Genomic DNA, 23,596 nt, shown 5'->3' on the forward strand with positions numbered 1-23,596 from the left:
CCGCCGCCCTTCGCCGCGCCGACGATCAGCCGAAATGGCAGACGTAGTGCAGGGTTTCGACGACCTCGATGTCGAAGGCGCTGTTGCCGGGGACCGAGAACGACTCGCCGCCGCGGAAGGTCTTCGGCTCGGTCTCGCCGGGGAGGGTCACCTTCGCCTCGCCCTCGATGAGCTCCATGATCTCCGGGGCGCCGGTGGTGAAGGTCAGGGTGGCGGGCAGGATCACGCCGACGGACTTCGAGGTGCCGTCGGGCAGCTCGATGTTGTGGCTGACGCACTTGCCGTCGAAATAGACGTTGGCCTTCTTGACGACGGAGACGTTCTCGAACTTCGACATGGGTCCTTCCGGGGGTGAGGGGACCCTTAGTCTACTGAGGGGCCAGGGCTCACCGAGCCCTGGCCCGGCGTGGTCAGCTGCCGTAACGGGCCAGGACCGAGCTGGCTTCCTGGGAGGCGGTGCCTTCCTGGGCCAGGTGGGCCATCGCCTCGGGGATCTCGCGGCCGTGGTGGGCCATGGCCTGGGCGTAGAGGCGGCCCGCGCGGTAGGAGGAACGGACCAGCGGGCCTGCCATGACACCGGCGAAGCCGAGTTCCTCGGCGACCTTGGAGTGCTCGACGAACTCCTCCGGCTTCACCCAGCGGTCGACCGGGTGGTGGCGCGGGGACGGGCGCAGGTACTGGGTGATGGTCAGGATGTCGCAGCCCGCTTCGTGCAGGTCACGCATCGCGGCGGTGACCTCCTCCGGGGTCTCGCCCATGCCGAGGATGAGGTTGGACTTGGTGACCAGGCCTGCTTCGCGGGCGGCGGTGATCACGGCCAGGGAGCGCTCGTAGCGGAAGGCGGGGCGGATGCGCTTGAAGATGCGCGGCACCGTCTCCAGGTTGTGGGCCAGGACCTCGGGGCGGGTCGAGAAGACCTCGGCGAGCTGGTCGGGGTCGGCGTTGAAGTCGGGGATGAGCAGCTCGACGCCGGTGCCGGGGTTGAGTGCCTTGATGGCGCGCACGGTTTCGGCGTAGAGCCAGGCGCCGCCGTCGTCGAGGTCGTCGCGGGCGACGCCGGTGATGGTGGAGTAGCGCAGGCCCATCGCCTGGACGCTCTCGGCGACGCGGCGGGGCTCGTCGCGGTCGAGGGCGGCGGGCTTGCCGGTGTCGATCTGGCAGAAGTCGCAGCGGCGGGTGCACTGTTCACCGCCGATGAGGAAGGTGGCCTCGCGGTCCTCCCAGCATTCGAAGATGTTGGGGCAGCCCGCTTCCTCGCAGACGGTGTGCAGGCCTTCGCGTTTCACCAGGCCCTTGAGCTCGGTGTATTCCGGGCCCATGGTGGCGCGGGTGCGAATCCACTTGGGTTTGCGCTCGATCGGGGTCTCCGCGTTGCGCGCTTCGATGCGCAGCAGCTTGCGTCCGGCGGGGGCAGAGGCGTCTACGGAGGTCACTGAACCGACTCTACGCTCGGGGCCACGGCGTCCGCGGCGATGGTGGTGCGATCAATGTCATGCGGCTGAACGGGAATTTCGCCGTCGAGAGCGGAAACAATCGCCTCCGCGACGAGGGGCTTGATCTCGGCGACGGTGACCTCGCGGCCGAGCTCGCGGGTCAAGGTGGTGACGCCGGCGTCCTTGATGCCGCACGGCACGATCGCCTGGAATCCGTCGAGCGCGGAATTGCAGTTCAGCGAGATGCCGTGCAGGGCGACGCCGCGCTGCACGCGCACGCCGATCGCGGCGATCTTGCGCTCGGCGAACCATTCGGTGGCGGGCAGCCACACGCCCGAGCGGCCCTCGATCCGGCCGCACTCGATCCCGAGGCCGGACACGACCTGGATCAGCGCCTCCTCCAGGCGCCGGACGTACTGCACGACATCGACCGGCTCGGCCAGGCGGATGATCGGATACCCGACCAGCTGACCCGGACCGTGCCAGGTGATCTTGCCGCCACGGTCGACCTGCACCACCGGACTGCCGTCGATCGGCAGGTCCTCGGCCTCGGTGCGGCGGCCAGCGGTGTAGACCGACGGGTGCTCGAGCAGGAGCAGCCGGTCGGCGCCTTCGCCTGCGGCGCGCTCGTCGGCGATCTGCCGTTGCAGCTCCCAGGCGGCGTTGTATTCGATGAGTCCGAGATCCTCGACCACGATCGGGGTCGAATCGAATCGAGCGGACGCGGTGGGGCGCGTGTCGTTCACGATCCTGACGTTACGCCCCGGGGCCGACGGCGGCGCAGACCGGTCGTCGCCACCGGTCACGGCTCGACCGGGAAGTTTCGCTGCATGAGGGTCAGGTCCATCCAGCGGTCGAATTTGCGGCCGACTTCCGGGAGTTCGCCGACGGTGCGGAAGCCGAAGCGTTCGTGCAGGGTGATCGACGCGGCGTTGCCGGATTCGATGGCGGCGATCATGGCGTGCACGCGGCCGGAATCGGCGGCGCGGGCGATCAACACGGTGAGCAGGGCGGTGGCCACGCCGCGGCGCTGGAAGCGGTGGTCGACGTAGACGGAGTTCTCGACGGTGAAGCGGTAGCCGGATTTGGGCCGCCACTGGCCGTAGGAGGCGTAACCGGCGACCTCGCCGTCGATCTCGGCGATCAGGATCGGCATGCCGGCGGCGGTGCGGTCGGCGAACCAGGTGATGCGGTCGTCGAGGTCCACCTCGTCGGTGTCCCAGATCGCGGTCGACTCGGCGATATTCGTGTTGTGGATCGCGAGAACGGCGGGGAGGTCGGCCTTGTCGGCGTCGCGAATGAACATCAGTGGGCTCCGGGGCTGCCGACGGTGGCGGCCAGGGCGGCGCCGATCGTCGGGTGCTGGAAGGTGTAACCGGCCTGTTCCAGCGCGGCCGGGATGGCGCGCGGGCCGCGCAGGATCGCCTCGTCGGCGAGCTCGCCGACCAGGGCGCGCAGGGCGAAACCGGGGACCATGAACGGGGCGGGGCGGTGCACGGCGCGGCTCATGGCCCTGGTGAATTCCGCGTTGGTGACCGGGGCAGGGCCCGCGGAGTTGATCGGGCCGGAGATCTCGGGATGGGTGAGCGCGAAGATGACGGCGCCGACCTCGTCGTCGAGGGAGATCCACGGCGTGTACTGGCGGCCGCTGCCGAGGCGTCCGCCCAGGCCGAGCCAGTACAGCGGGTGCAGCATGCTCAGCATGCCGCCGTTGCGAGCCAGCACCACCGCGCTGCGCACCAGGACGGTGCGCACCCCGGCGGAAGCGGCCGGTTCCGTGGCGGCTTCCCAGTCGCGGCACAGGGTCGCGAGGAAACCGGTTCCGGCGGGCGATGTCTCGTCGACGACCGTGTCACCGGTGTCGCCGCCGTAGTAGTGCACGCCGCTGGCGTTGACCAGCGTCGGCACTCCCGCGGCGGCGACCGCGGTGGCCAGTACGTCGGTGGGGGTGATGCGGCTGTCGCGCAGCTCCTGCTTGTAGCCGCCGTTCCAGCGACGCGCGCCGATGCTCGCGCCGCACAGATTCACCACCGCGTCGGCCCCGCGCAACGCCCGCTCGTCGAGCCGGGCGCGCGCGGGATCCCACGCGAATTCGTCCGGCCCGCCGGGGGCGCGGCGCACCAATCGCGACACCTCGTGCCCGTCGCGGCGCAATGCCGCGACGAGCGCTGTCCCGATCAGCCCGGACGAACCGGCGATCACCACCTTCATACCTGTCGAATTCCTCGGCTACAGACCGAGATCGGCCTCGAACGCCGCTTCTTCCAAACGATGCTTGATGGTGGTGAGGAAGCGACCGGCGTCGGCGCCGTCGATGAGACGGTGATCGTAGGTCAGCGGCAGGTACACCATCGAGCGGACACCGATGGACTCGCCACCGGCCTCGTCGGTCACCACCACCGGGCGCTTGACGATCGCGCCGGTGCCGAGCATGGCCGCCTGCGGCGGAACCAGGATCGGGGTGTCGAACAGCGCGCCCTCGCTGCCGATGTTGGTGATGGTGAAGGTGCCACCGGACAGCTCGTCCGGCTTCAGCCCACCGGTGCGGGCGCGGTTGGCGATGTCGGCGATCGCGCGGGCCAGCCCGGCCAGCGACAGGTCGCTGGCGTTGTGGATGACCGGCGAGAGCAGACCCTGCTCGGTGTCGACCGCGATACCCAGGTGCACCGACGCGTGGTAGGTGATCTCCTTGGCGTCCTCGTTGTAGGAGGCGTTCACGTTCGGATGCACACCGAGTGCCTCGACGACGGCCTTCGCGAAGAACGGCAGGTACGTCAGGTTGACGCCCTCGCGGTTCTTGAACGAGGCCTTCGCGAGCTGACGCAGATGCGCGATCTTGGTGACGTCGGCCTCGTGGACCTGGGTCAGCTGCGCGGTGGTCTGCAGCGATTCGCGCGTCTTGGTCGCGGTGATCTGCCGGATCCGGTTGGCCTTCTGCGTGGTGCCGACCAGACCGGCCAGCTTCGGCGCTGCGGTCTGCTTGGCCGGAGCGGCGGGCGCGGCAGCGGCCGGAGCCGGAGCGGGCGCCTTCTTGGCCTCGGCGGCGGCGAGTACGTCCTGCTTGCGGATGCGCCCGCCCACACCGGAACCGGTGAGGGTCGCCAGGTCGACGTTGTTCTCGTCGGCCAGCTTGCGGACCAGCGGGGTCACATACGGGGAGCTGCCGTTGGCGGAGGACGCCGGAGCGGGGGCCTTCGCCGGAGCAGGCGCGGGGGCCGGTGCCGGAGCGGGTGCCGGAGCAACGGCGGCGGGCGCCGGAGCCGGGGCAGGCGCGGGAGCCGGGGCAGGCGCGGGAGCCGGGGCAGGCGCGGGAGCCGGAGCGGCCGCGGGCGCACCGCTGCCGATCACACCCAGCTGGCCACCGACGGCGATGACGTCGTCTTCCTGCGCGGAGATCTCGAGCAGCGTGCCGGCGACGGGCGAGGGGATCTCGGTGTCGACCTTGTCGGTGGACACCTCGAGCAGCGGCTCGTCGACCGCGACGGTGTCACCCACGGCCTTCAGCCACCGGGTCACCGTGCCTTCGGTCACCGACTCGCCCAGCTCGGGCATCTTGACGGACGTGCCGGACGCAGCGGCGGACGCGGCGGCCGGAGCGGACTCGGGGGCGGCGGCCGGAGCCTGCGCCGCGGGGGCGGGCTCGGGAGCCGGAGCGGGCGCGGATTCGGCAGGTGCGGCAGCAGGCGCGGGAGCGGCGGCGGGGGCTTCGCCTGCTTCGCTGATCACGCCGAGCTCACCGCCGACCTCGACGATGTCGTCTTCCTGAGCGACGATCTTCGACAGCACACCGGCAGTGGGCGACGGGATCTCGGTGTCGACTTTGTCGGTGGAGACTTCGAGCAGCGGTTCGTCGACCTCGACCGTGTCTCCTTCCTGCTTCAGCCACCTGGTCACCGTTCCCTCGGTGACGCTCTCACCAAGAGCCGGCATCTGGACGGAGAAGGCCATGTCCTCTGTCTCCTCTGACTGTTAGACGGGTAATACAACAGTGCTTCGACCCCGGCAGACACGCGTCGCGGGTCGCGGCGTACGTCCACCCCGCCGCAACGAGCGAGGCGTCCGGGAATCGTCGGTTTCTTGTTCCGGCAACCATCCTTGCACCCGCTCGCCGCCGACGTAGCGCAGGGCGGCAATCCGGGCAGAGCTGGCACCATGGAATGTACGGCGGTGAGCAGATTTCCGTCGGAGCGCAGGAGGTTGTTACCGGTGGGTTTGCTGGATCGTTTCCGCAGTGCGCGCGGCAGGAGCAGGACAGTCGCCCGTGACAGCGCGTCGGAGATCGCCGCGCTCGGCGAGTGGGCGCGGGCGCGGCGTGGCGTCGAAGCCTTCGTCGAACCGAAAACCACTGTGACCGATGTCACAGCGGTTTTGGTGGCCGCGGACGGCGAATGGACCCGGCGCATCGTCGGTGAACGCGGCGCGCGACGACTGGCCGGTGCGCTGAAGATCCCGGTCTACGACGTCAACCGCACCGGCTATCCACAGCGCATGCGCGACTACGACGCCCGCCGCCGCATCGAGCAGCGGCGGGCCCGTGAGCAGGAGCAGTGACTACTCCGCCCCGATCTCCTCGATCACCGTGATCAGGGTGCGCACCGGAACGCCGGTGCCGCCCTTGCCGATGTAGCCGAACGGTCCGCCGGTGTTGTAGGCCGGACCCGCGACGTCGAGGTGTGCCCACTGCACGCCCTCGGGCACGAACTCCTTGAGGAACAGTGCGGCCGAGAGCATTCCGCCCCACCGGTGCGCCGCGACATTGGCCAGGTCGGCGACCTTGGAGTTGAGGTCGGTGCGCAGCTCGGCGGGCAGCGGCATCGCCCAGCCGTTCTCGCCGACCGTGCGCGAGACCGCCGCGACGCGATCGCGGAATTCGTCGGTGCCCATCACGCCGGGCGTGCGGGTGCCGAGCGCGACCATCTGCGCACCGGTGAGGGTGGCGACGTCGATCAGGTAGTCGGGCTCGTCCTCGGCGGCACGCACGATCGCGTCGGCCAGGATGAGACGACCCTCGGCATCGGTGTTGAGCACCTCGACGGTGGTGCCGCCGTACTGGGTGAGCACGTCGCCGGGACGCTGCGCGGTTGCCGATGGCATGTTCTCGGCCATCGGGACGGTCGCGGTGACGGTGACCGGCAGGCCGAGGCGGGCGGCCAGCAGGGTGGTCGCGATCACCGCCGCCGCGCCCGCCATGTCGGAGGTCATGTTCTCCATGTTGGCCGCGGGCTTGATCGAGATGCCGCCGGTGTCGAAGGTGATGCCCTTGCCGACGAGCGCGATCTTCTTCGGGCCGCCCGCGTAGGTGATGCGCACCAGCCGCGGCGGGCGCGAGGAGCCCTGGCCGACACCGACGATGCCGCCGTAACCGCCTGCGGCGAGGGCGTCTTCGTCGAGGATCTCGACCTCGAGGCCGGCGGCCTCGGCGAGCACGCGGGCCCGCTCGGCGAATTCGGCCGGGTACAGCGCGCTCGGCGGGGTGTTGACGAAATCGCGTGCGGTGGCGACGGCCTCGGCGACCAGCTGCGCCCGCAGCAGTTCCAGCACGCCGAATTCCGGCGCGGGCACCAGCAACTCGAGGCGCAGCACCGGCTGCTCGTCCGGCTTCGGCGCGCTCTTGGCGGACTTGAAGGTGGTGAAGGTGTAGGCGCCGAGGTAGAAGCCCTCGGCCGCGGCGGCCAGGTCGACGCCGGACAGCGTGGTCGCCACCAGTTCGGTGCCGCTGAGCGCGCGCCCGGCCACCCCGGCGCTGCGGCGCACCTGCTCGGCATCGATCTTCTCGGCCGCGCCGAGGCCGACCGCGAGCACGCTGGTCACGTCGGCCAGCGCCGCCGGTGCGGGCACCCTGGTCAGTTCCTCGGGCTTGCCCTTGGCGCCGACCGCGCCGAGGGCATCCAGCAGTTCGGCCCGAACCTCGGCGGTGAGCACGTCGCCGAACAGGTCGGCGGGGACGATGGCCGGCCCGTTCTCCGAGGAGGTCAATCCGATCACCAGTACATCGGTGTCCGGGCTGATGGTTTCGATGCGTGCCAATTCCGGTCCGAGTGAACGATCTGCAACAGCGGTCATCGCCCCAGATTATTCGGTCGCCCTTCGCCGCCGCATCGCGACGCCGTCGAGCAGCAGCCCGACACCGGCGGCGACCAGTTCGTCGAAGTCGAGATCGGGTCCGTGCGGCTCGGCGGCGAACATCCGGTGCAGGACCGGGCGGGCGCGCGGGTCGAGGAGTTCGGCGAGTTCGGCGCGCACCGGGTCGGTGCTCGCGATCGCCCCGGCGCCGATGCGCTCGCCGCGATCGGTGCTCCACATCAGCGCCAGTCCCTGGACCATGCCGGAGTAGGCGAGGTAGATCGTGAGCATCTCGGCGCTGGTCAGGTCGAGTTCGTCGAGCGCGGCGAAGGCGCGTTCCAGCGAGTCGAGCAGGGCAGGGCCCAGTGGCGGCCGGGTGCGGGCGAGCACGGTGAGCATCCAGGGGTGCCGTCGGTAGAGCCGCCATTCCTCCTCGGCCTCGGCCGCGAGGGTCGCTCGCCAGTGCGGGGCCGGCGGCGGTGCGGGTGTCTCGTCCAGTGCCAGTTCCGTCATCGCCGCCAGCAGTGCCTCGCGGTCGGGGAAGTGTCGGTACAGCGCGGCGGTCGCGACGCCGAGCTCGCGGGCAAGGCGGCGCATGGTGAGGCCGTCGAGCCCGTCCCGGTCGGCGACCTCGATCGCGGTGGCGGCGATGTGCACCGGGGTCAGCCGGGTGGGTCGCGCGCGGCGTACCGGTGGGCGGCGATCCCGGCGCGCCCGATAGGCCCGTCCCTGGCACGACCGCGAGCAATAGCGGCGCGCGCGTCCACGTTCGGCCTGTTCCACCTCGCGTCCACAGTGCACGCACAGCGTCGATTTCCGCACACCAACCAGTGTGACGAAATCCTCGCCGTCGTGCTGTCCCACTCCTAGATTGGCGGCTACGAACGCTGTTCACGTAGGAGGAGAGACCGATGAATCCGCACGTCAGACAGGCCGGACCCGACGAGCTCGCGGCGGTCGCCGACGCCTTCGTCGCCGCGAGCATGGACGAGGTCGTCTCGGCCTGGATCCGGGCAGGCGACCCTGTCATCGACGAGGCCTACCGCACCACCTTCGGCCCGCAGTTCGTCGCCAAGGCCATGGCCGCGGACGAGGTCTGGGTGGCGGGCGACGGCGACGACATCTGGGCGGTGTCGCTGTGGCAGACGGTCACCTCCGCCGACCGCCTCGCCGCCGAGGTCGCCGAGGCGGCGGAGTTGCTCGCGGCGGCACCTGAGGTGGTGACGTTCCAGCGGATGGCGGCGGTGTCGAGCCTGGTCGCCGCCGCGCATCCGCGCGAATTCCCGCACCGCTACCTGCACGTCGTCGTCACGGTGCCCGAGCATCGGGGCAAAGGCGCGGGCGGTGCCATCCTCGCCGACCGGCTCGCGGCGTTCGCCGACGCGGGGGAGACGGCGTTCCTGGAGGCCAGTACGCGACGGTCGTCGCGGCTATACGCCCGCAACGGTTTCGCGCACGAGGGCGAACCGATCGAGCTACCGGACGGCGGGCCGACCCTGCTGCCCATGTGGTTTCGCGGCTGACCCGCGCAGCGTGGAAGGTGATCGACGCGCCGCGCGACCGCGGATCCCGAGCCGCGCTAGCTGTGACGGCGCGCCGACAGCATGCCCGCATGGTGCGCGGTCGGCCCGCGGTGGCAGGCCTGGTCGTCGGCAAATCCAAGGGATCGCGCACCACAGGCCCTGATTCGATGGTGTTCGGCGCGTGGCAATCTCGTGGACAATACTGGCAAACACTGGACAACACTGGAACAGCTGAATACGCTCACGCTCGTGACGGACTCGGCCGAGGAGCTGGAGGCGCGCATCGCCGACCTCAGGGCCGAGGTGCGCCGTGCCGCCGCGTCCGGTGACCGGGCCGCCGCCCGGCAGTTGCGCGCGCAACTGCGCAAGACCGAATCCGCCTGGGATGTGGTCGTCCTCGGATCGATCCCGGAGACCCCGACTACACCGGATCGCACCGACGCTCCCGCGGTGCCGGTGCGCGAACACGTGCATCGCGCGCTGACTCTGCTGTCGGTGCCGTCGTCGCCCAAACTGGTGCTGGCCACCCATGACGCCTTCTTCTCGGGCGAACTGGTGCCCGCCCGGCTGACCAGCCTGCGCCGCGACGAGGAGCGCTCGTTCCGCTCGGCCCCGTACGCGCGTCCGTACTACATCTGCGCGGCGCTCACCACGGACCTGCTGTCCCCGGCGCGTGGGGTGATGGCCGTGAGTTCGTGGCCGCTGGAGCGCCGGATGGTCGGTCCGCTGAGTCCGCGCGTCGACCTGCTGACCTCGGCGATCCGCCTGGCCGAACATCTTTCGGCGCAGCCTGCCGTGGCACAGGCGGGCCTGCGCGTACTGTGGCGGCTCGCCGTGTCGATTCCGGGCGTCGCGGGCGCGCCGGACGCACTCGACCCGGCGCGGGTGATCGAGGCCGCCCGGCGGGAACTGGCGGTCCACGAAGACGAGGACGCGCGGCAGCGGAAAGCGGCCGCGCGTCGGGCGGGGGAGCAGCTGGCCGATCCGGCCGCACAACTATTCGGTGTTCGGCTCGGGGTGGCCGATCGGCGACGAATCGAGGTGAAATGAGCACTCTCGCAGCACAGTTGGACCAGTTGCGCGGCGCAGCGCCCGCGACCAGGCACAATGCCCGCACCATCGCCGCGCTGACGGCCAATCCCGGATGCGCCCGGCGCGCCCTGCTCGACGCGGCCGCGGTGGACAAGACCGTGATCGCCCAATCGCTCGGTTTCCCACCGCAGTTCGGTCAGTCCCAGTTCGCCATCACCCGCGGCAACGCCTTCGAATCGATGGTGAAGGCCAACGGCTGCGCCGAACTGCTGGCCCTGCTGCGCGACACCCTCGGCCTCACGATCCCCGAAGTCGCCTATCACGACCTGAACTCGGTCGGCGAGAACACCGGCAACGCGGTGCGCTACCAGCGCACCAGGCAGCTGCTGAAGTCGGCGATCGCCGCGGGCGACGGCACCCTGTTCGACCACCCGATGCTGCGGCTCGACATCGCGGGCGCCACCGCCTATCTGGAACCGGACGTGGTCGCCGTGCAGCTCGACGGCAAGTTCCATGTCGTCGAGATCAAGGCGTTCCCGGTGATCGACGGGCAGGCCGATCCGGCGCAGGTCGCGGCCGCCGCGCGCCAGTCCGCGGTGTACGTGATCGCCTTGCGCGAGTTGATGACCGAGATCGGGGAGTCACCGGAGCTGGTGTCGCACAACACGATCCTGGTGTGCGCGAAGGACTTCACCAACCGGCCCACCGCCACGCTGGTCGACCTGCGCAAACAGCTCGCCGTCGTCTCCCGGCAGCTGGCCAGGCTCACCGCCATCCCCGAGTTGCTCGAGCAGCTCCCGCCCGAGGCCACCTTCGCGCCGGGCGAGGATCTGGAGAAGACGATCGCCGCCATCCCGTCCCGGTACGCGCCGGAGTGCATGTCGAGCTGCGAGCTCGCCTTCGCCTGCCGCGACGAGGCCAGGACCTGCGGTTCGGTGGACGCCCTCGGTCGCGGCGTGTGCGACGAGGTCGGCGGCATCGACAACATCCACACGGTCCTCGGCCTGGCCGACGGGACCCTGGAACCGGGGCCCGAGCATGCCGACATCACCGCCATGCTGCGCACCGCGCACCGGTTGCGGCTGGAGATCGCGGGATGAGTGTGCTGTCGGCCCTCGCCAAGGCCGAGGCCGTCCGGGCGGGGCGCGCGCAGCCCACCGCGGCGGTGCGGCATCTGCATCTCGCCGATCGGCCGCTGGTCGCGGTGCCGCTGCGGCTGGCCGGTGAGGCGGCGGCGCCGCTGGCGATCATGATCGGCGCCTCGCCCGGTGACCAGAATGTGCTGATCGTGCCGCAGCCGCGCGACCGGGTGCTGCGATTGCGATTCATCGAGCAGCTGGCCGATGTCGTGCTGCCCTATCTTTCGTCGTTCCAGGCCGACGCCGAAGAACTCACCAGCAAGGCGGGCGAGACCTACACCCGCTGCCTGGACGCACCCCAGCTGTGGACGCCGAACCAGGGCGGGGTGAACTTCCTGAAACTGCTGGGCCGCTCGGTGCGTTTCCACCGCACCGACGGCGACAACCCGGTGCCGGCATCGATTCCGCTGCTCGGCCGCTGGCTGACCTGGTTCGGCGATCGCGCCGAGCATCCCGGTTCCGCGGTCCTGCCCGCGATGACCTCGGTGCTGTCGACGCACTGGGCCTCGGGCCAATCCGCGCTGGAGGACGGCAATCTCGCCGCCCTGCTCGGCTGGATCGACCCGCCCCGCGGGCTCACCGGCGCCGAAGCCGCCGCCATCGCCGAAGATCCGTTGCAGTCACCACCGGCGGGCCCGGCCACCGACCCCGGCTTCGACAACGAAGAGCTCGCCCCGCTGATCGCCGCCTACAACGCCGCCGCCGACGACACCGCGAGATCGGTTGCCGCCGAACGACTCGAGCGATCCCTGCGCGGCCAGCTCGAACCGACCTGGCAGCTGATGTGGCGGGCGATCGAGCTGCTGCGCGCCTTGCCGGCCGGCGCCAGCGTCGAGAACCGGTGGACCGACGATCGCGGCGCGTTCTCCTATTTCGCGGCCGAGGTGGCGGAGGGAACGCCACAGGCCCGGCGCGATCCCGCTGTGCGCGCGGTGCGCAGGCTGCTGGAGCGCGAGCGGGCGCTGGAAGCGTTGCAGGCGCAGTGCGCGTTCGACGATCCGCTGCTCATGCTCGAGCACCGGGTCACCGGAGCGGCCTTCCGCGGAACGGTCGTGCACAGCGAACCGGACCGCGTCGACCGATCGGGTGCGCGCCCGAAACTGCGCCCGCACATCCACATTCGCACCACCGACCCGTTCACCGCGGTCATCGGCGAGGAACTGACCTGCGTCGAGCGGCCGAAACAGAGCGGGGTGGTGGTCGAGATCGACGGCGACAGCATCGTTCTCGAACTCTCGGGCGGCATGGGCCGCAAGCTCGTCGCCGAACCGGGCAGCGTGCCCGAGGATGGTGAGAACCTCGGCTTCGCCCGGTTCAAGCCGTCACCGTTCAACGGCCAGCTGAATCTGCCCGCCCGCGAAGACACTCCGTGGACCCACGGCGGTCCGCCGCCGGAATGGACACCGCACACCGACGACGACGGGGAGGACCTCCAGTGACCACGCCGGACGAGGCCGTCGCGGGCATCCTCACCGATCTGCGCGACGACAGCCATCGCGCGATCGTCGTCGACTCACCGCCCGGCGCGGGCAAATCCACCCTCGTGGTGCGCGCGGCCCGCCAGCTCGCCGAGGACGACGACCAGCGGATGATCGTCGCCCAGACCAACGAGCAGGTCGACGACCTCATCGACCGTCTGGCGGGCGCCGACCCCGCGCTGCGCATCGGCAGGCTCTCCAGCACCGCGTATGTGACCAGCGATCGCGTCGATCAGCACGAGAACGTCCGCGTCGCGACGAAACCCGGTGACCTCGCCGACGCGACGATCGTCATCGGAACGGCCGCCAAGTGGGCCACCATCACCGACGGCAGCTGGTCGCACGCGATCATCGACGAGGCCTACCAGATGCGCTCGGACATGTTGCTGCGCATCGCGAACCGCTTCGACCGCGGCCTGTTCGTCGGCGATCCCGGACAGCTCGACCCGTTCGCCACGGTCGAGACCGCGCGCTGGGCGGGCCTCACCTGGGATCCGACGATGAGTGCCGTCACCGTGATGCTGGCCAACAACGACAACATCCCCATCCACCGCCTCCCGGTGTCCTGGCGGCTGCCCGCGACCGCCGCCCCGGTCGTCTCGCAGGCCTTCTACCCCTTCACCGGTTTCGAGTCCGGCACCGGATTCGGTGACCGCCGAATGGATTTCACCACCCGTGGCCTCGGCGGCCCGATCGACGCGGTGCTCGAGGAGGCGGCCGGATCGGGGTGGGGCTGGTACGAACTGCCTGCCCGGCATACCCTGCGCACCGATCGTGAGGCGGTGCACGCGATCGCCGCGATCGCCGCCCGGCTGATCGAGCGCGGCGCCACCGCGCACTCCGAGTCGGGTAGTCGTGCGGTCACCACGGACCGCGTCGCGATCGGCACCGCGCACCGCGACCAGGCCGACGCCGTTCGCACCGCGCTGCGCGGAACCGCGGCCGAGCCGGTCACCGTCGACACCGCCAACCGGCTGCAGGGCCGCGAATACGACGTCACCCTGGTGCTGCACCCGCTGTCGGGCCGCCGCGACGCCAGCGCCTTCCACCTCGAGGCGGGCCGGTTGTGCGTGCTGGCCTCGCGGCATCGGCACGCGTGCATCCTCGTCGGCCGGGCCGGTATCCCCGAACTGCTCGACGCCCACCCGTCGGCCGAGCCGGTGCACCTCGGGGTGCCGGTGAAGTTCCCCGACGGCTGGGAGGCGAATCAGGCCGTGCTGAGTCACCTGTCGCGGCATCGGGTGCGCGCGGCCGACTGATTCGGGTGTAACTGATGCTCGGATCGCGCGTGCCGCCGAGCCGCGGAGAGCCGGGTCACCGCGGGCGTCGGGCACTCGTAAACTGCGAGTTTGCTTGGGTTATCGGGTGTTTGGGTTCACTCACAAAGCGCGCACCGGCGCGATGGGTCGGTTAGTCTCTGCGCGAAGACAAGCGTGCCGAATCGTCGGTTTCGCCGATACGGGCACGCAGCGGAGCGCCGGGGGCGGCTCCGGGAGCGGAAAGATTCGGTGTGAAGATCAGGCGTAGCTCGGTGCTCGGGAACTTGCGGGGCGGGCGCGGTGTTCGCGGCCGGGTGAGCGTGCGAACCCGGCTCCTGTCGATCGTGCTCAGCTCCAGTGTCGTTCTCCTGGCGACCGGGGGTGGCGCGGCGGTGTACCTGGTGGATTCGGCGCGGGAATCCACCGAATGGGCCGATCTGGCCACCAGCACCACCGCACCCGCGATCCTGATGGTGTCGGCGTTCCAGGAGGAACGCAGGCTGTCGCTGCTGCGACTAGCCGGTGATCCGCCGTCAACGCCTGCCCTGGTCACCGCCCGCCAGCGCTCCGACGAGGCGCTCGCCGCGGTGATCGCCAAGGGCGACGCCGCCCGCGCGCTCAACCCGGACGGCTCCCGCGAGGATATCGAGGGCTACAACAAGCTGTTCGCCATGGTGCCGACCGTGCGCGGCGGCGTCGACACGATGCAGATCCCGCAGGCCGACGTGTTCACCTTCTTCACCCAGGTGATCGGCACGATCGTCGCCGCGTCCATGCTGGCGGCCCGGGTGGCGCCGGGGGCGAAGATCGGCATCGAATTGGGTTATGCCGTCGAACAATTGCGTGCCGCCGAAGCGCTCTCGCAGGCCGACACCCTGGGGTCGGTGGCGTTGACCAACGGCCGGATGTCGGCCGCCGAGCTGCTCGACTTCGGTCGCCGGGTCGGTGAGTTCCGGGGCGAGGTGGCCTATTCCGCCACGGTGCTGAAGGGCACTCGGCGCGCGCAACTCGACGCCGTCACCGCGAGCCAGGACTGGCAGCAGGTGGTGTCGATGCAGGACGCGCTGGTGGAGCGTGGTCCGGTCACCAACGATCGCGGTGACGCGTCGCTACCGCTGAGCCTGGCGGGGTGGCAGGACGCCTCCCGTCACGTGAATCTCGCCTTGCAGAAACTCTGGCAGGACCAGAGCTCCGACGCCCATGTCATCGCCCGGCACCAGGGCGAAACCGACAGCCGCAACGCGCTGCTCGGCGGCGCGGTCGTCGCGTTGCTGGCGGTGGGCGCGTTCCTGATAGCGCTGGTCCTGGCGAACCGGTTCATCGCCCGCATGCGGCGGTTGCGCCACGACACCCTGGAACTGGCCGACGAGCGGATGCCCGATCTCATGCGCAGGCTCGCGGCGGGGGAGAAGGTCGAGGCGAAGCAGGAGTCCTCACGGCTCGACTTCGGCTCCGACGAACTCGGCCAGGTCGCGGCCGCGTTCAACCGCGCCCACCTCGCCGCGGTGTCGGCGGCCGTCGCCGAGGCGCAGACCAGGGCGGGCATCAACACGGTGTTCCTCAATATCGCCCACCGCAGTCAGGTGGTCGTGCACCGGCAGCTCGCCCTGCTCGACCGCGCCGAACGCGACGAAGGCAATGCCGACCAGCTCGAACTGCTGTTCCAGCTCGACCATCTCGCGACCCGCACCCGCCGCAATGCCGAGAACCTCATCATCCTCGGCGGCGAACAGCCGGGCAGGCGCTGGCGCAATCCGGTGGCGCTGCTGGAACTGGTGCGCGGCGCCATCGCGGAAAGCATGGACTACACCAGGATTCAGACCAAGGCGATGCCCGAGGTGCGCATCGCCAGCCACGCCGTCGCCGATGTGATCCACCTGCTGGCCGAGCTGATGGACAACGCGACGGCGTTCTCGCCGCCCGAGGCGCAGGTCATCGTGTCCGGTGTCGTGGTCGGGCGCGGGGTGGCCGTGGAGGTCATCGATCAGGGCCTCGGCATGTCGGAAGCCGAACTGGCCGAACGCAATGCGGTGCTGGCCGATCCACCCGAGTTCAGTGTGGCGACACTGTCCGGCAGTTCGCGGCTCGGACTGTTCGTGGTCGCGAAACTGGCAGGCAGGCACAATATCTCGGTGCGGCTGGCCGAATCGGTCTACGGCGGAGTGCGCGCTGTCGTGCTGATCCCCTCGGCGCTGGCCGAGGCCGCCGATCAGTCCTCGCCGATCTCCGGTCAGTTCCCCGCCGTCTCGCCGCGCGCATGAGCGACGAACGCGAACACTGGTACGAGGAGGACGCGGGCCCGATCGTGCGCCTCTACGCGGTGACCCGCGGGCGCGGCCGGACCCAGCGCGACGAACTCGACCTCACGACCCTGCTGGTCGACGCCGGTGCGGGCACCCGCCTGCGGCGCACCGAACCCGAGTACGCCGCGATCGTCGAACTGTGCCGGACGCCGATGGCGGTCGCCGAGGTATCGGCGCACCTCGGGCTGCCGCTGAACCTGGCCAAGGTGCTCATCGCCGACCTCATCGACGAGGGCAGGCTGGTCGCCCGCGCCCCGCAGCACCGGACGGTCGGCAGTGCCGACCTCGACGTGCTGCGGGCCGTCCTCGCGGGGATCCGCCGGGTAGACAGCTAGGCGAGCTTCGCCGCCAGCCGCTTGGCGTTCATGTAGCCGATCGCCTCGATGGTCACCATGGGGTTCACGCCGGGCGCGGTGGGGAAGCTGGACCCGTCGGCCACGACGATGTTGTCGACCTCCCAGGTGGCGCCGTCCGGGTTGGTCGCCGACAGTTCCGCCGTGCCGCCCATGCGCGCGGAGCCCATGATGTGCAGGGCGCCCATCGAACACCGGCCCGGCCCGTAGCCTGCCTTCTTGGAGGCCGCGTCGAACTCCGCGAGCGAACCGCGCACACCGGGTTCGAACGAGACACCGGCCTGATGACCGGAGTAGATGCGTTGCGCGCCCGCGGCTTCCAGGACAGAGGCGGCGCCGACGATGCCGGTGTGCAGATGGTTGGCGTCGTAGTCGGACAGGCGGTATTTCACCACCGGCTCGCCGCTGCCGTCGATCGACACGGTGCCCGGATCGCGGTCGCGGGTGATCACCCCGATCGAGTTGGTGCGCGCGAAGTCGAGCATGGTGGCGCGATGTTGCGCCGCGCCGCGCCAGCTCATGAACCCGGTCGCCAGGCCGGGGTGGATCGGCCCGGTCTCGTAGATGACGCCGTAGCCGTTTCCGTCCAGATCGGCGTGGTGCCTGCTGATCCGCGCCTGCAGCGCGCCCTCCCACGGCCGGATCTCCTCCTCGAACACGCCGAACACGGCGGCGGCGGGATGCAGGCGCAGATGACGGCCGATGTTCTTGTTGCGCAAGCCCGATCGTTGTAGCAGCGCGGGTGTCTGGATGGCTCCCGCTGCGACGACCACCGCGCGCGCCCGCACGGTGATCTCGACGCCGTCGGAGGTGCGTGCCGACACCGATTCCGCCTTGCCTGCTTGCACCGTGATCGAGCGGACGTCGGCGTCGACCACCAGCCGCGCACCGTGCTCGGCGGCGTCGGAGAGCCAGGTCTTGGTCACCGACTGCTTGGCGCCGAGCCTGCACCCGTATCCGCAGCGACCGCATTCGACCGCGGCGTCGCAGGCGTCGCCGACATTGCGCGGCAAGGTGTCGACATCCCAGCCGAGCGCCTTGGCGCCGCGTTCGAGAATGCCGTCGCGCGCCGAGAGCGGAGACTTGGTCCTGGTGACCCCGATACGGCGCTGCACCGTGTCCAGTGCGTCGCCGAATTCGTCGTCGGCGAACTGGGGGACACCCGATTCCGCCCACTCCTTGCGCACACCGTCGGGGGTTGGCAGCGAGGTGCTCCAGTTGACGACCGTGCCGCCACCGAGGCAGGTACCCGCCACCAGCGTGATCTGGCCCTCCGCCGATGCCGCGGGACCCGGGGCGTAGAGGCTGGTCAGCGCATCGAGCTCACCGTTGCCGAAATCCTTGTCGTCGTAATAGTTCCCGCGTTCGAGCACCACGACGTCGAGACCGGCTTCGGCCAGTACCGCCGCCGCGGCGCCGCCGCCCGCGCCCGAGCCGACCACGACGACATCGCAGTCGAGGGTGGTCGATTCGGTGAACCGCTCCGGGGTGAGCGCGGGCGCCGGCGCGTTCGCCGACGGGCCGGTCGGGGCCGGATAGCCGATCTGTTCCCACAGCGGATTCGTCCCGGTCGGGCCCGGGGTCACGTTGTAGGCCAGCAGCGAGGCCTGCTTCAGTGCCTGGAACACCGCTCTGGCAGGCGCGAGCCCGGAATCGGCCAGCCGCAGCAGCGCGGCCTCGCGCCGCTCCTGCGACAGGGAGGAGAACCGGCGGAAGCCGCTGCCGGTCACCAGACCGAAAGCGCGGGAGTCCCACAGCCCCAACAGCATCGCGAGCTGCTTCTTGTCTGCCTCACGCGGGTTGCGGCCCAGGATCCGGAAGATCGTGTCGACCGCGCCCAGTTCGGTCGCCGCCGGTAGATCGAGCCCGTCACCGGGCAGGAATGTGTCACAGATCAAACCCAGCGCTGCCCGCTGTTCGGCTGTTGGCTCCATACGGAAACCACCCCTTCTCACTCTGGGGTGAGTTGTATCACGGGGCGTGCGACCGCGCTGGGTGTCAACGGGTTTCGGGCCGGGCGGCGATCACCCGGCCCGAACGGCCGCTAGTCGTGACTGGTGGAGACCGTGAACTGCAGGGTTTTCAGGGTCGGGGTGAACAGCTCCACATCGGCCGTGGACTGTGCCTTCTTCACGCCGGGGTAGGCCGTCACCTGATAGCGGCCCGGCTGGAGCCCGCGAAAGCTGACCTGGCCGTCGGTGCCGGTCGACAGGTGCCGGTGGATGCTGTCACCGCAGGTGTCGCGGCCGGTGAGCATGACCTTGCCGCCCGCGATGGGGGCGCGGGTGGTCGAGGCGATGAGGACGGCGTCGATCTGGCCGGTGGCGGTCGGGTTGGGCGCACGTAGCTTGTGGTTGTTTTGTCGCGATTGTCGTACTTCGCAGGTCGAGATCTGTCCGACCGTGTCATCGCCGCCGGGATGGGCTCCCGCGCTACTCACCGCACCCGCTGTCACAGCTGCTGCGGCCAATCCGATCGTCAAACTCCGGGCAACGACGCTACGTGGCATTTCGCCGAATTCCTCCTGTTTCCTCGGTGACTCTGGGACACGCTGGGACGTTCATGAGGTATCGCTTGCGCGGCGATCTTACTGGCGGGAATTCCAGGCTCGTCAGCGGAGTTCCATAGAGGCGGTTGTGGCAGTTCTGTGCGACCGTGGAGGCGCTACCGAGATGTGGCCCAGTGCTCCGCCCTTCAGGGCGGGGCGAAGGCCCACGCGGGAGGCCTCCGGGGCCGAGCGTGCCTACACGGGACGGCCCTGTCAGACCCTTGGGATAGGCTTGAAACGTGCAGCTCCGGTACAACTTCCGCGTCTACCCGGCGCCCGGTCAACAGATCGCGTTGGCGCGGGCGTTCGGGTGCGCGCGGGTGGTGTACAACGACGCGATCCACACGCGCGAGCAGGCACGACGGGACGGGTTGCCGTACCCGAAGGATGCGGAACTGTCGAAGGCCCTGACCGCGGTGAAGAAAACACCCGAACGGGCATGGCTCACCGAAGTATCGTCGGTGGTGTTGCAGCAAGCCCTCGCCGACGCGAACACCGCCTACCGTAACTTCTTCGCCTCGATCACCGGGAAACGCAAGGGTCCGAAACTCGGGGCACCTCGATTCAGGTCCCGCCGCGACAATCGGCAGGCGATCCGGTTCACCCGCAACGCCCACTTCGCGGTCACCGGCGGCGGGAAGTTGCGTTTGCCGAAGATCGGCGAGGTGAAAGTCCGCTGGTCGCGTGTATTGCCGTCGGAGCCGTCGAGTGTGACGGTCGTCAAGGACTCGGCGGGCCGCTATTTCGCGTCGTTCGTGGTCGGACTCGACCCGGCCCCGCTGCCCGAGACGGACACCGAAGTCGGTATCGACCTCGGACTCACGACGTTCGCGATCTGCTCGGACGGGAAGGTCATCACCTCCCCGAAGTTCTTCCGCCGTGCCGAACGGCGTTTGAGGAAGGCGCAACAGGCTCTGTCCCGCAAGGACAAGGGCTCGAAGAATTGGGCCATGGCACGTATTCGTGTCGCCAAGGCCCACGCCAAGGTGGCAGACTCCCGGCGCGACTTCGCGCACAAACAGTCCACGACGATCATCCGCGAGAACCAAGCGGTCTATGTCGAGGACTTGTGTGTGAAGGGTTTGGCGCGAACCAGGTTGGCGAAGTCGGTGCATGATGCCGGCTGGGGCATGTTCCTCCGGATGTTGGAGGATAAGGCCGTCCGGTATGGGCGGGTGGTCGTCAAGGTCGACCGGTTCTTCCCGTCGTCGCGAACCTGTTCGGCCTGTGGGCGGGTGGACGGGCCGAAATCACTGTCGGTCCGGTCCTGGTCGTGCCCGTGCGGGGCGGTCCACGACCGGGACCTGAATGCTGCACGAAATATCCTCGCCGCCGGACGGGTGGAGAGGTTAAACGCTTGCGGAGGGATGGTAAGTCCTGCCGCGTAGCGGAAGGCATGTCCCTGTGAAACAGGAACCCATCGAGAGCGCCTGTGAGGGCGCTGGTAGGAATCTCCCCAGGGGGAGAGGTCGTCAAGAAGGAGGACGCGTGACCGAAAAAACCCGTAAGGCGATTCTGGCCGGTGGATGCTTCTGGGGCATGCAGGATCTGATCCGCAGGCAGCCGGGAGTGCTGTCCACCAGGGTCGGCTACACCGGCGGCAGCAACGATCACCCCACCTACCGCAATCATCCCGGCCACGCCGAGGCCGTCGAGATCGAATACGACCCGGCGCGGACCGACTACCGCGCCCTGCTCGAGTTCCTGTTCCAGATCCACGACCCCACCACCAGGGACCGCCAGGGCAACGACATCGGCTCCAGTTACCGCTCGGCCATCTTCTACCTCGACGACGACCAGCGCCGCACCGCCCTGGACACCATCGCCGACGTCGACGCCTCAGGGCTGTGGCCGGGCAAGGTCGTCACCGAGGTGACCCCCGCCAGCACCTTCTGGGACGCCGAACCCGAACACCAGGACTACCTGATCCGCTACCCAGACGGCTACACCTGCCACTTCCCCCGGCCGGGCTGGAAGCTCCCCAAACGGGAGAACGCGGACAAGTAACCCCACCCCCCGATCGCCCCGGCTCTCTCACCGGGGCGCTCCGGCCCTGCCTGCCGTATTTCCGTGTCAGGGGTGGCGGTATAGCACTGGGCCGACCGCGCGGCCAAGTTTCCGCTGCAGCAGGCGAAGCACCTGAATGGTCTCCACGTCGGAGAACCCGGTGGTTGTCGGCCATTCCACTCCGGATCCGACGATATCGCTGGCGAAGACGAATTCGGTCGCCACCAGAGTTCGTCGCCATTCCCACGCGCTCAGCGGCTCATTCGACAGCAACGCCGACCGCAATCGTCGTCCCTGCTCGTGCAGGTCCGCCACGCTATCGAAGCCCACCGCGATCGCGAGCGCGTCGGTGGGGCGGGCCGGGCCACCCCATTCGCCCAGTCCGCGGAGCAATACCGCTCGCTCGTCCTCCGACAGTTCGATCGCTACCAGGCCATCCGAATCCATCCGACCAGCATGGCCTACGGGATCTCCGGCTCCGGCGGCCGCTTCGGCTAGCGGCAGTGGCGGATGTTCACCTCGGTGGTGGTGCTGTGCTGGAGTAAGTCCATGGTGACAAGCAATGCCAATCGTCCGTACTACGGCGCAGATCCGTCCACCCTGGCCCCGCCGGTGAAAAGGCTGGCGGACTGTGATGACGTGTACGACTTCCTAGAGCACAACGTTCGGCCACGACCTCTGATGTGGGCACGCGGCGGATCGTTGCAGGAACTAGAGACGTTGCTGGCGGGCTACTCGTTGGCACTGCACGTGCACTCCGTCCCCGAAGCCGAGGAGTTCGCGCTCGGCCCGAGAGGACCGTTCACAGAGTGGCTGAGATCGACATACGGGTGGGGCATGTCCATGGGGTGGGCGTACGCCATCGAGCAACACCGCCACGAGGGAGAGACAGCGATCGATTCATTCTTCCGTCTGCTCGATGAGTACCGCCGCGGCCAGTAGGTTGGCTGGCATGTCCAGCGACGAGCTGCCTGCTGAAGTCGGGCGGAGTGTGCGGGTGTTTCTGACCGCTGTCGACGAGTTGGCGCCGGGGCTGGTCACCGGGTTCTATCTGGTGGGATCGGTGGCCTTGGGCGACTTTCGACCTCGTGGCGCCGGCGCGGTCGACTCCAGACGGCCAGCGATATCGACTTCGTCGCGGTGATCGATCGTCGTTTGGAGGAAGGATCTCCGGAGATGGCGGCGTTGGCCGAGGCGCACGCCCGAACGGTGGCTGCGTTCCCGACGCCGAATTTCGATGGCGCGGTTCTCACTTGGGCCGACCTGGCCGCCGGACCGAGAGGCTGCTCCGAAGTTCCTTGCGCACAGGAGAATCGGTTCACACCCGCTGGGCGGTTCGGCCTCAACACGGTGACGTTCTGCGAGCTGGCCTGGCACGGGATCACCGTGCGCGGATCGCAGCCGACCGACATCGACTTGTGGGCGGACCAGAAGGTATTGCGCGAGTACACCATCGGCAACCTTCGTGCCTACTGGCGGCCGTGGTGGGAACAGAACCGGCAGCTGCGTCCGCTGCCTCTCATCCTCGGGGTCAGTCCGTGGTTCCCGGTCTGGGCCGTGCTCGGCGTGAGCCGACTGCACCACCTTCTCGCCACCGGAACGATGACCTCGAAATCCGGCGCAGGTCGCTACGCCCACAAGACGTTCGATCCACGCTGGCAGCGCATCGTCGCCGAAAGCCTGCACCTGCGCACCAACGGCGTCGAGGGCCGCCGCAGCTACCGCAACCCCCTGGCCCGCCGCCGCGACACTCTCGCCTTCCTCGATGCCACCATCGACGCCGCGCTGACCTTGCCCGTCAAACCCTGACACCACCACACCCGATGTGCACAGCCTCATCGGCGACAGCTGCGTAGTCGATTCGGCCCTGCGCGCGCGGCTGCCCACGGCCTCACTTCGGCAGGTGTGGCTCGAGTGCCTCCGCGAAGTGCTGCGCGATCTCGCAGGCCTCGCCGATGCGTGTGCCCTCATCGCTCAACCAGCCGGCTTTCACTTCGAACATGCCCTGCTCGGCGTCGAACGACACGTAGCAGCTGCCGGGGTCGGAGAGCTCCTTGGAAACCAGCCCCTGGCGCTTGTTGACCCTGGTTTCCCGGAGGACGACCGAACCCTCTTTCTTGCGCAGCTCGTAGAGGGTGTGGCTGGTCGAGAACAGGCCGACGACAAGCTTGGCGGACCCGTGCTGACGAACATCGACAGGCCGCCAGTTGCAAACACGCCAGGAGGAGACACCCGTCGGGGCATCGGTGGTGATGTGCCTGGTCGCCGGGTCCAGACCTGCCGAGCGCAGGGAGCCATCAGATAGGTCTCCCCGGCACGGGTTGAACACGATGATCTTGTCTATGTCACGGGCGGCAGGTTTCGCCTGCCCCGGCACGGTCGTTGTGCTGCAGCCGGTGATCAAGGCGACCGCAGTGACGGCCACTGTCAGGCCGCGTCTCCCCCAAGGCATTCGATG

Annotated in this window: 25 protein-coding genes; 13 read left to right on the plus strand and 12 right to left on the minus strand. The window is 69.3% G+C overall.

Features of this window, described 5'->3' with window-relative positions; translation table 11 throughout:
- Window positions 1–25: 25 nt before the first annotated feature.
- The 6 genes from ppnP to sucB form a co-directional block, all read right to left on the minus strand.
- Entirely contained in the window at window positions 26–337 is a 312-nt protein-coding gene (gene ppnP / locus ACWF9G_RS20570; protein WP_379307253.1) for a pyrimidine/purine nucleoside phosphorylase, read from the minus strand.
- Window positions 338–410: 73 nt separating this feature from the next.
- A complete protein-coding gene (lipA, locus tag ACWF9G_RS20575; RefSeq protein ID WP_357349371.1) occupies window positions 411–1,433 on the minus strand; it encodes a lipoyl synthase in 1,023 nt (340 codons plus the stop codon).
- Window positions 1,430–2,179 carry a lipoyl(octanoyl) transferase LipB gene (lipB, locus tag ACWF9G_RS20580; protein ID WP_452517090.1) on the minus strand — a complete coding sequence of 250 codons (750 nt, stop codon included), beginning with the start codon at window positions 2,177–2,179 and terminating at the stop codon, window positions 1,430–1,432. Before lipB ends, lipA begins: the two co-directional genes overlap by 4 nt.
- 56 nt (window positions 2,180–2,235) lie before the next feature.
- Window positions 2,236–2,739 carry an N-acetyltransferase family protein gene (locus ACWF9G_RS20585; protein ID WP_452517092.1) on the minus strand — a complete coding sequence of 168 codons (504 nt, stop codon included), beginning with the start codon at window positions 2,737–2,739 and terminating at the stop codon, window positions 2,236–2,238.
- On the minus strand, window positions 2,739–3,644 hold the full coding sequence (locus ACWF9G_RS20590; RefSeq protein ID WP_452517094.1) for a TIGR01777 family oxidoreductase: 906 nt from the start codon (window positions 3,642–3,644) through the stop codon (window positions 2,739–2,741). The genes ACWF9G_RS20585 and ACWF9G_RS20590 overlap by 1 nt, the downstream gene beginning before the upstream one ends.
- An 18-nt stretch (window positions 3,645–3,662) precedes the next feature.
- Window positions 3,663–5,381 carry a 2-oxoglutarate dehydrogenase, E2 component, dihydrolipoamide succinyltransferase gene (gene sucB / locus ACWF9G_RS20595; protein WP_452517096.1) on the minus strand — a complete coding sequence of 573 codons (1,719 nt, stop codon included), beginning with the start codon at window positions 5,379–5,381 and terminating at the stop codon, window positions 3,663–3,665.
- 258 nt (window positions 5,382–5,639) lie between these two features.
- Here sucB and ACWF9G_RS20600 point away from each other — a divergent pair, with 258 nt between their 5' ends.
- Entirely contained in the window at window positions 5,640–5,984 is a 345-nt protein-coding gene (locus ACWF9G_RS20600) for an oxidoreductase (RefSeq protein WP_379309598.1), read from the plus strand.
- Here the strand turns inward: ACWF9G_RS20600 and ACWF9G_RS20605 are convergent, their stop codons facing one another.
- Together ACWF9G_RS20605 and ACWF9G_RS20610 are read right to left on the minus strand one after the other, a co-directional pair.
- A complete protein-coding gene (locus tag ACWF9G_RS20605) occupies window positions 5,985–7,496 on the minus strand; it encodes a leucyl aminopeptidase (protein WP_452517098.1) in 1,512 nt (503 codons plus the stop codon).
- A 9-nt stretch (window positions 7,497–7,505) separates the two neighbouring features.
- Entirely contained in the window at window positions 7,506–8,318 is an 813-nt protein-coding gene (locus tag ACWF9G_RS20610; protein WP_452517100.1) for a TetR family transcriptional regulator, read from the minus strand.
- 89 nt (window positions 8,319–8,407) lie between these two features.
- Here ACWF9G_RS20610 and ACWF9G_RS20615 point away from each other — a divergent pair, with 89 nt between their 5' ends.
- From ACWF9G_RS20615 to ACWF9G_RS20645, 7 genes are all read left to right on the plus strand, one after another.
- Window positions 8,408–9,019: a GNAT family N-acetyltransferase gene (locus ACWF9G_RS20615; protein WP_379309601.1), complete on the plus strand. Its 612-nt coding sequence runs from the start codon at window positions 8,408–8,410 to the stop codon at window positions 9,017–9,019.
- Between the two features lie 249 nt (window positions 9,020–9,268).
- Complete coding sequence (locus ACWF9G_RS20620) at window positions 9,269–10,069, plus strand: hypothetical protein (RefSeq protein ID WP_452517102.1); 801 nt, start codon at window positions 9,269–9,271, stop codon at window positions 10,067–10,069.
- Window positions 10,066–11,151 carry a hypothetical protein gene (locus ACWF9G_RS20625; protein WP_452517104.1) on the plus strand — a complete coding sequence of 362 codons (1,086 nt, stop codon included), beginning with the start codon at window positions 10,066–10,068 and terminating at the stop codon, window positions 11,149–11,151. Before ACWF9G_RS20620 ends, ACWF9G_RS20625 begins: the two co-directional genes overlap by 4 nt.
- Entirely contained in the window at window positions 11,148–12,629 is a 1,482-nt protein-coding gene (locus tag ACWF9G_RS20630; protein WP_452517106.1) for a hypothetical protein, read from the plus strand. Before ACWF9G_RS20625 ends, ACWF9G_RS20630 begins: the two co-directional genes overlap by 4 nt.
- Complete coding sequence (locus ACWF9G_RS20635; RefSeq protein ID WP_379309605.1) at window positions 12,626–13,927, plus strand: AAA domain-containing protein; 1,302 nt, start codon at window positions 12,626–12,628, stop codon at window positions 13,925–13,927. The genes ACWF9G_RS20630 and ACWF9G_RS20635 overlap by 4 nt, the downstream gene beginning before the upstream one ends.
- Window positions 13,928–14,241: 314 nt before the next feature.
- Window positions 14,242–16,188 (plus strand): nitrate- and nitrite sensing domain-containing protein, encoded by a 1,947-nt coding sequence (locus ACWF9G_RS20640; RefSeq protein WP_452517109.1) that lies wholly within the window; start codon window positions 14,242–14,244, stop codon window positions 16,186–16,188.
- Window positions 16,185–16,565, plus strand: coding sequence for a DUF742 domain-containing protein (locus ACWF9G_RS20645; protein WP_189033622.1), 381 nt, complete (start codon window positions 16,185–16,187; stop codon window positions 16,563–16,565). Before ACWF9G_RS20640 ends, ACWF9G_RS20645 begins: the two co-directional genes overlap by 4 nt.
- Here ACWF9G_RS20645 and ACWF9G_RS20650 read toward each other — a convergent pair.
- Together ACWF9G_RS20650 and ACWF9G_RS20655 are read right to left on the minus strand one after the other, a co-directional pair.
- Complete coding sequence (locus ACWF9G_RS20650; RefSeq protein WP_452517111.1) at window positions 16,562–18,517, minus strand: GMC family oxidoreductase; 1,956 nt, start codon at window positions 18,515–18,517, stop codon at window positions 16,562–16,564. The two genes, ACWF9G_RS20645 and ACWF9G_RS20650, sit on opposite strands and share 4 nt — an antisense overlap.
- A gap of 110 nt (window positions 18,518–18,627) precedes the next feature.
- A complete protein-coding gene (locus tag ACWF9G_RS20655; RefSeq protein WP_379309608.1) occupies window positions 18,628–19,023 on the minus strand; it encodes a carboxypeptidase-like regulatory domain-containing protein in 396 nt (131 codons plus the stop codon).
- A gap of 347 nt (window positions 19,024–19,370) precedes the next feature.
- Here ACWF9G_RS20655 and ACWF9G_RS20660 point away from each other — a divergent pair, with 347 nt between their 5' ends.
- Both ACWF9G_RS20660 and msrA read left to right on the plus strand, forming a co-directional pair.
- Window positions 19,371–20,519 (plus strand): RNA-guided endonuclease InsQ/TnpB family protein, encoded by a 1,149-nt coding sequence (locus ACWF9G_RS20660; RefSeq protein ID WP_452517113.1) that lies wholly within the window; start codon window positions 19,371–19,373, stop codon window positions 20,517–20,519.
- A 100-nt stretch (window positions 20,520–20,619) separates the two neighbouring features.
- Window positions 20,620–21,138 (plus strand): peptide-methionine (S)-S-oxide reductase MsrA, encoded by a 519-nt coding sequence (gene msrA, locus ACWF9G_RS20665; protein WP_452517116.1) that lies wholly within the window; start codon window positions 20,620–20,622, stop codon window positions 21,136–21,138.
- Between the two features lie 66 nt (window positions 21,139–21,204).
- On the opposite strand, the gene ACWF9G_RS20670 is transcribed toward msrA, so the two are convergent.
- Window positions 21,205–21,585, minus strand: a complete 381-nt coding sequence (locus tag ACWF9G_RS20670; protein ID WP_452517118.1) for a hypothetical protein — start codon at window positions 21,583–21,585, stop codon at window positions 21,205–21,207.
- 63 nt (window positions 21,586–21,648) lie between these two features.
- Between ACWF9G_RS20670 and ACWF9G_RS20675 the strand changes: the two genes are divergently transcribed.
- The 3 genes from ACWF9G_RS20675 to ACWF9G_RS20685 all read left to right on the plus strand — a co-directional run bounded on the left by ACWF9G_RS20675 (window position 21,649) and on the right by ACWF9G_RS20685 (window position 22,947).
- Window positions 21,649–22,080, plus strand: a complete 432-nt coding sequence (locus ACWF9G_RS20675; RefSeq protein WP_452517120.1) for a hypothetical protein — start codon at window positions 21,649–21,651, stop codon at window positions 22,078–22,080.
- A gap of 10 nt (window positions 22,081–22,090) precedes the next feature.
- Window positions 22,091–22,282, plus strand: a complete 192-nt coding sequence (locus ACWF9G_RS20680) for a hypothetical protein (protein ID WP_452517122.1) — start codon at window positions 22,091–22,093, stop codon at window positions 22,280–22,282.
- 206 nt (window positions 22,283–22,488) lie between these two features.
- The gene (locus tag ACWF9G_RS20685; RefSeq protein ID WP_452517124.1) at window positions 22,489–22,947 is read left to right on the plus strand and encodes a hypothetical protein; all 459 of its coding nucleotides are present in this window, start codon (window positions 22,489–22,491) and stop codon (window positions 22,945–22,947) included.
- Window positions 22,948–23,029: 82 nt separating this feature from the next.
- Here the strand turns inward: ACWF9G_RS20685 and ACWF9G_RS20690 are convergent, their stop codons facing one another.
- Window positions 23,030–23,563 carry a DUF3558 domain-containing protein gene (locus tag ACWF9G_RS20690; RefSeq protein WP_452517126.1) on the minus strand — a complete coding sequence of 178 codons (534 nt, stop codon included), beginning with the start codon at window positions 23,561–23,563 and terminating at the stop codon, window positions 23,030–23,032.
- Between the last annotated feature and the right edge of the window lie 33 nt (window positions 23,564–23,596).

It is taken from the genome of Nocardia sp. NPDC055029 (assembly GCF_053608525.1).

Coding starts and splice junctions, on each gene's coding strand:
- ppnP (WP_379307253.1), bottom strand. CDS start 337: ATGTCGAAGTTCGAGAACGTCTCCGTCGTCAAGAAGGCCAACGTCTAT.
- ACWF9G_RS20585 (WP_452517092.1), bottom strand. CDS start 2,739: ATGTTCATTCGCGACGCCGACAAGGCCGACCTCCCCGCCGTTCTCGCG.
- ACWF9G_RS20590 (WP_452517094.1), bottom strand. CDS start 3,644: ATGAAGGTGGTGATCGCCGGTTCGTCCGGGCTGATCGGGACAGCGCTC.
- sucB (WP_452517096.1), bottom strand. CDS start 5,381: ATGGCCTTCTCCGTCCAGATGCCGGCTCTTGGTGAGAGCGTCACCGAG.
- ACWF9G_RS20605 (WP_452517098.1), bottom strand. CDS start 7,496: ATGACCGCTGTTGCAGATCGTTCACTCGGACCGGAATTGGCACGCATC.
- ACWF9G_RS20615 (WP_379309601.1), top strand. CDS start 8,408: ATGAATCCGCACGTCAGACAGGCCGGACCCGACGAGCTCGCGGCGGTC.
- ACWF9G_RS20625 (WP_452517104.1), top strand. CDS start 10,066: ATGAGCACTCTCGCAGCACAGTTGGACCAGTTGCGCGGCGCAGCGCCC.
- ACWF9G_RS20630 (WP_452517106.1), top strand. CDS start 11,148: ATGAGTGTGCTGTCGGCCCTCGCCAAGGCCGAGGCCGTCCGGGCGGGG.
- ACWF9G_RS20645 (WP_189033622.1), top strand. CDS start 16,185: ATGAGCGACGAACGCGAACACTGGTACGAGGAGGACGCGGGCCCGATC.
- ACWF9G_RS20650 (WP_452517111.1), bottom strand. CDS start 18,517: ATGGAGCCAACAGCCGAACAGCGGGCAGCGCTGGGTTTGATCTGTGAC.
- ACWF9G_RS20670 (WP_452517118.1), bottom strand. CDS start 21,585: ATGGATTCGGATGGCCTGGTAGCGATCGAACTGTCGGAGGACGAGCGA.
- ACWF9G_RS20675 (WP_452517120.1), top strand. CDS start 21,649: ATGTTCACCTCGGTGGTGGTGCTGTGCTGGAGTAAGTCCATGGTGACA.
- ACWF9G_RS20680 (WP_452517122.1), top strand. CDS start 22,091: ATGTCCAGCGACGAGCTGCCTGCTGAAGTCGGGCGGAGTGTGCGGGTG.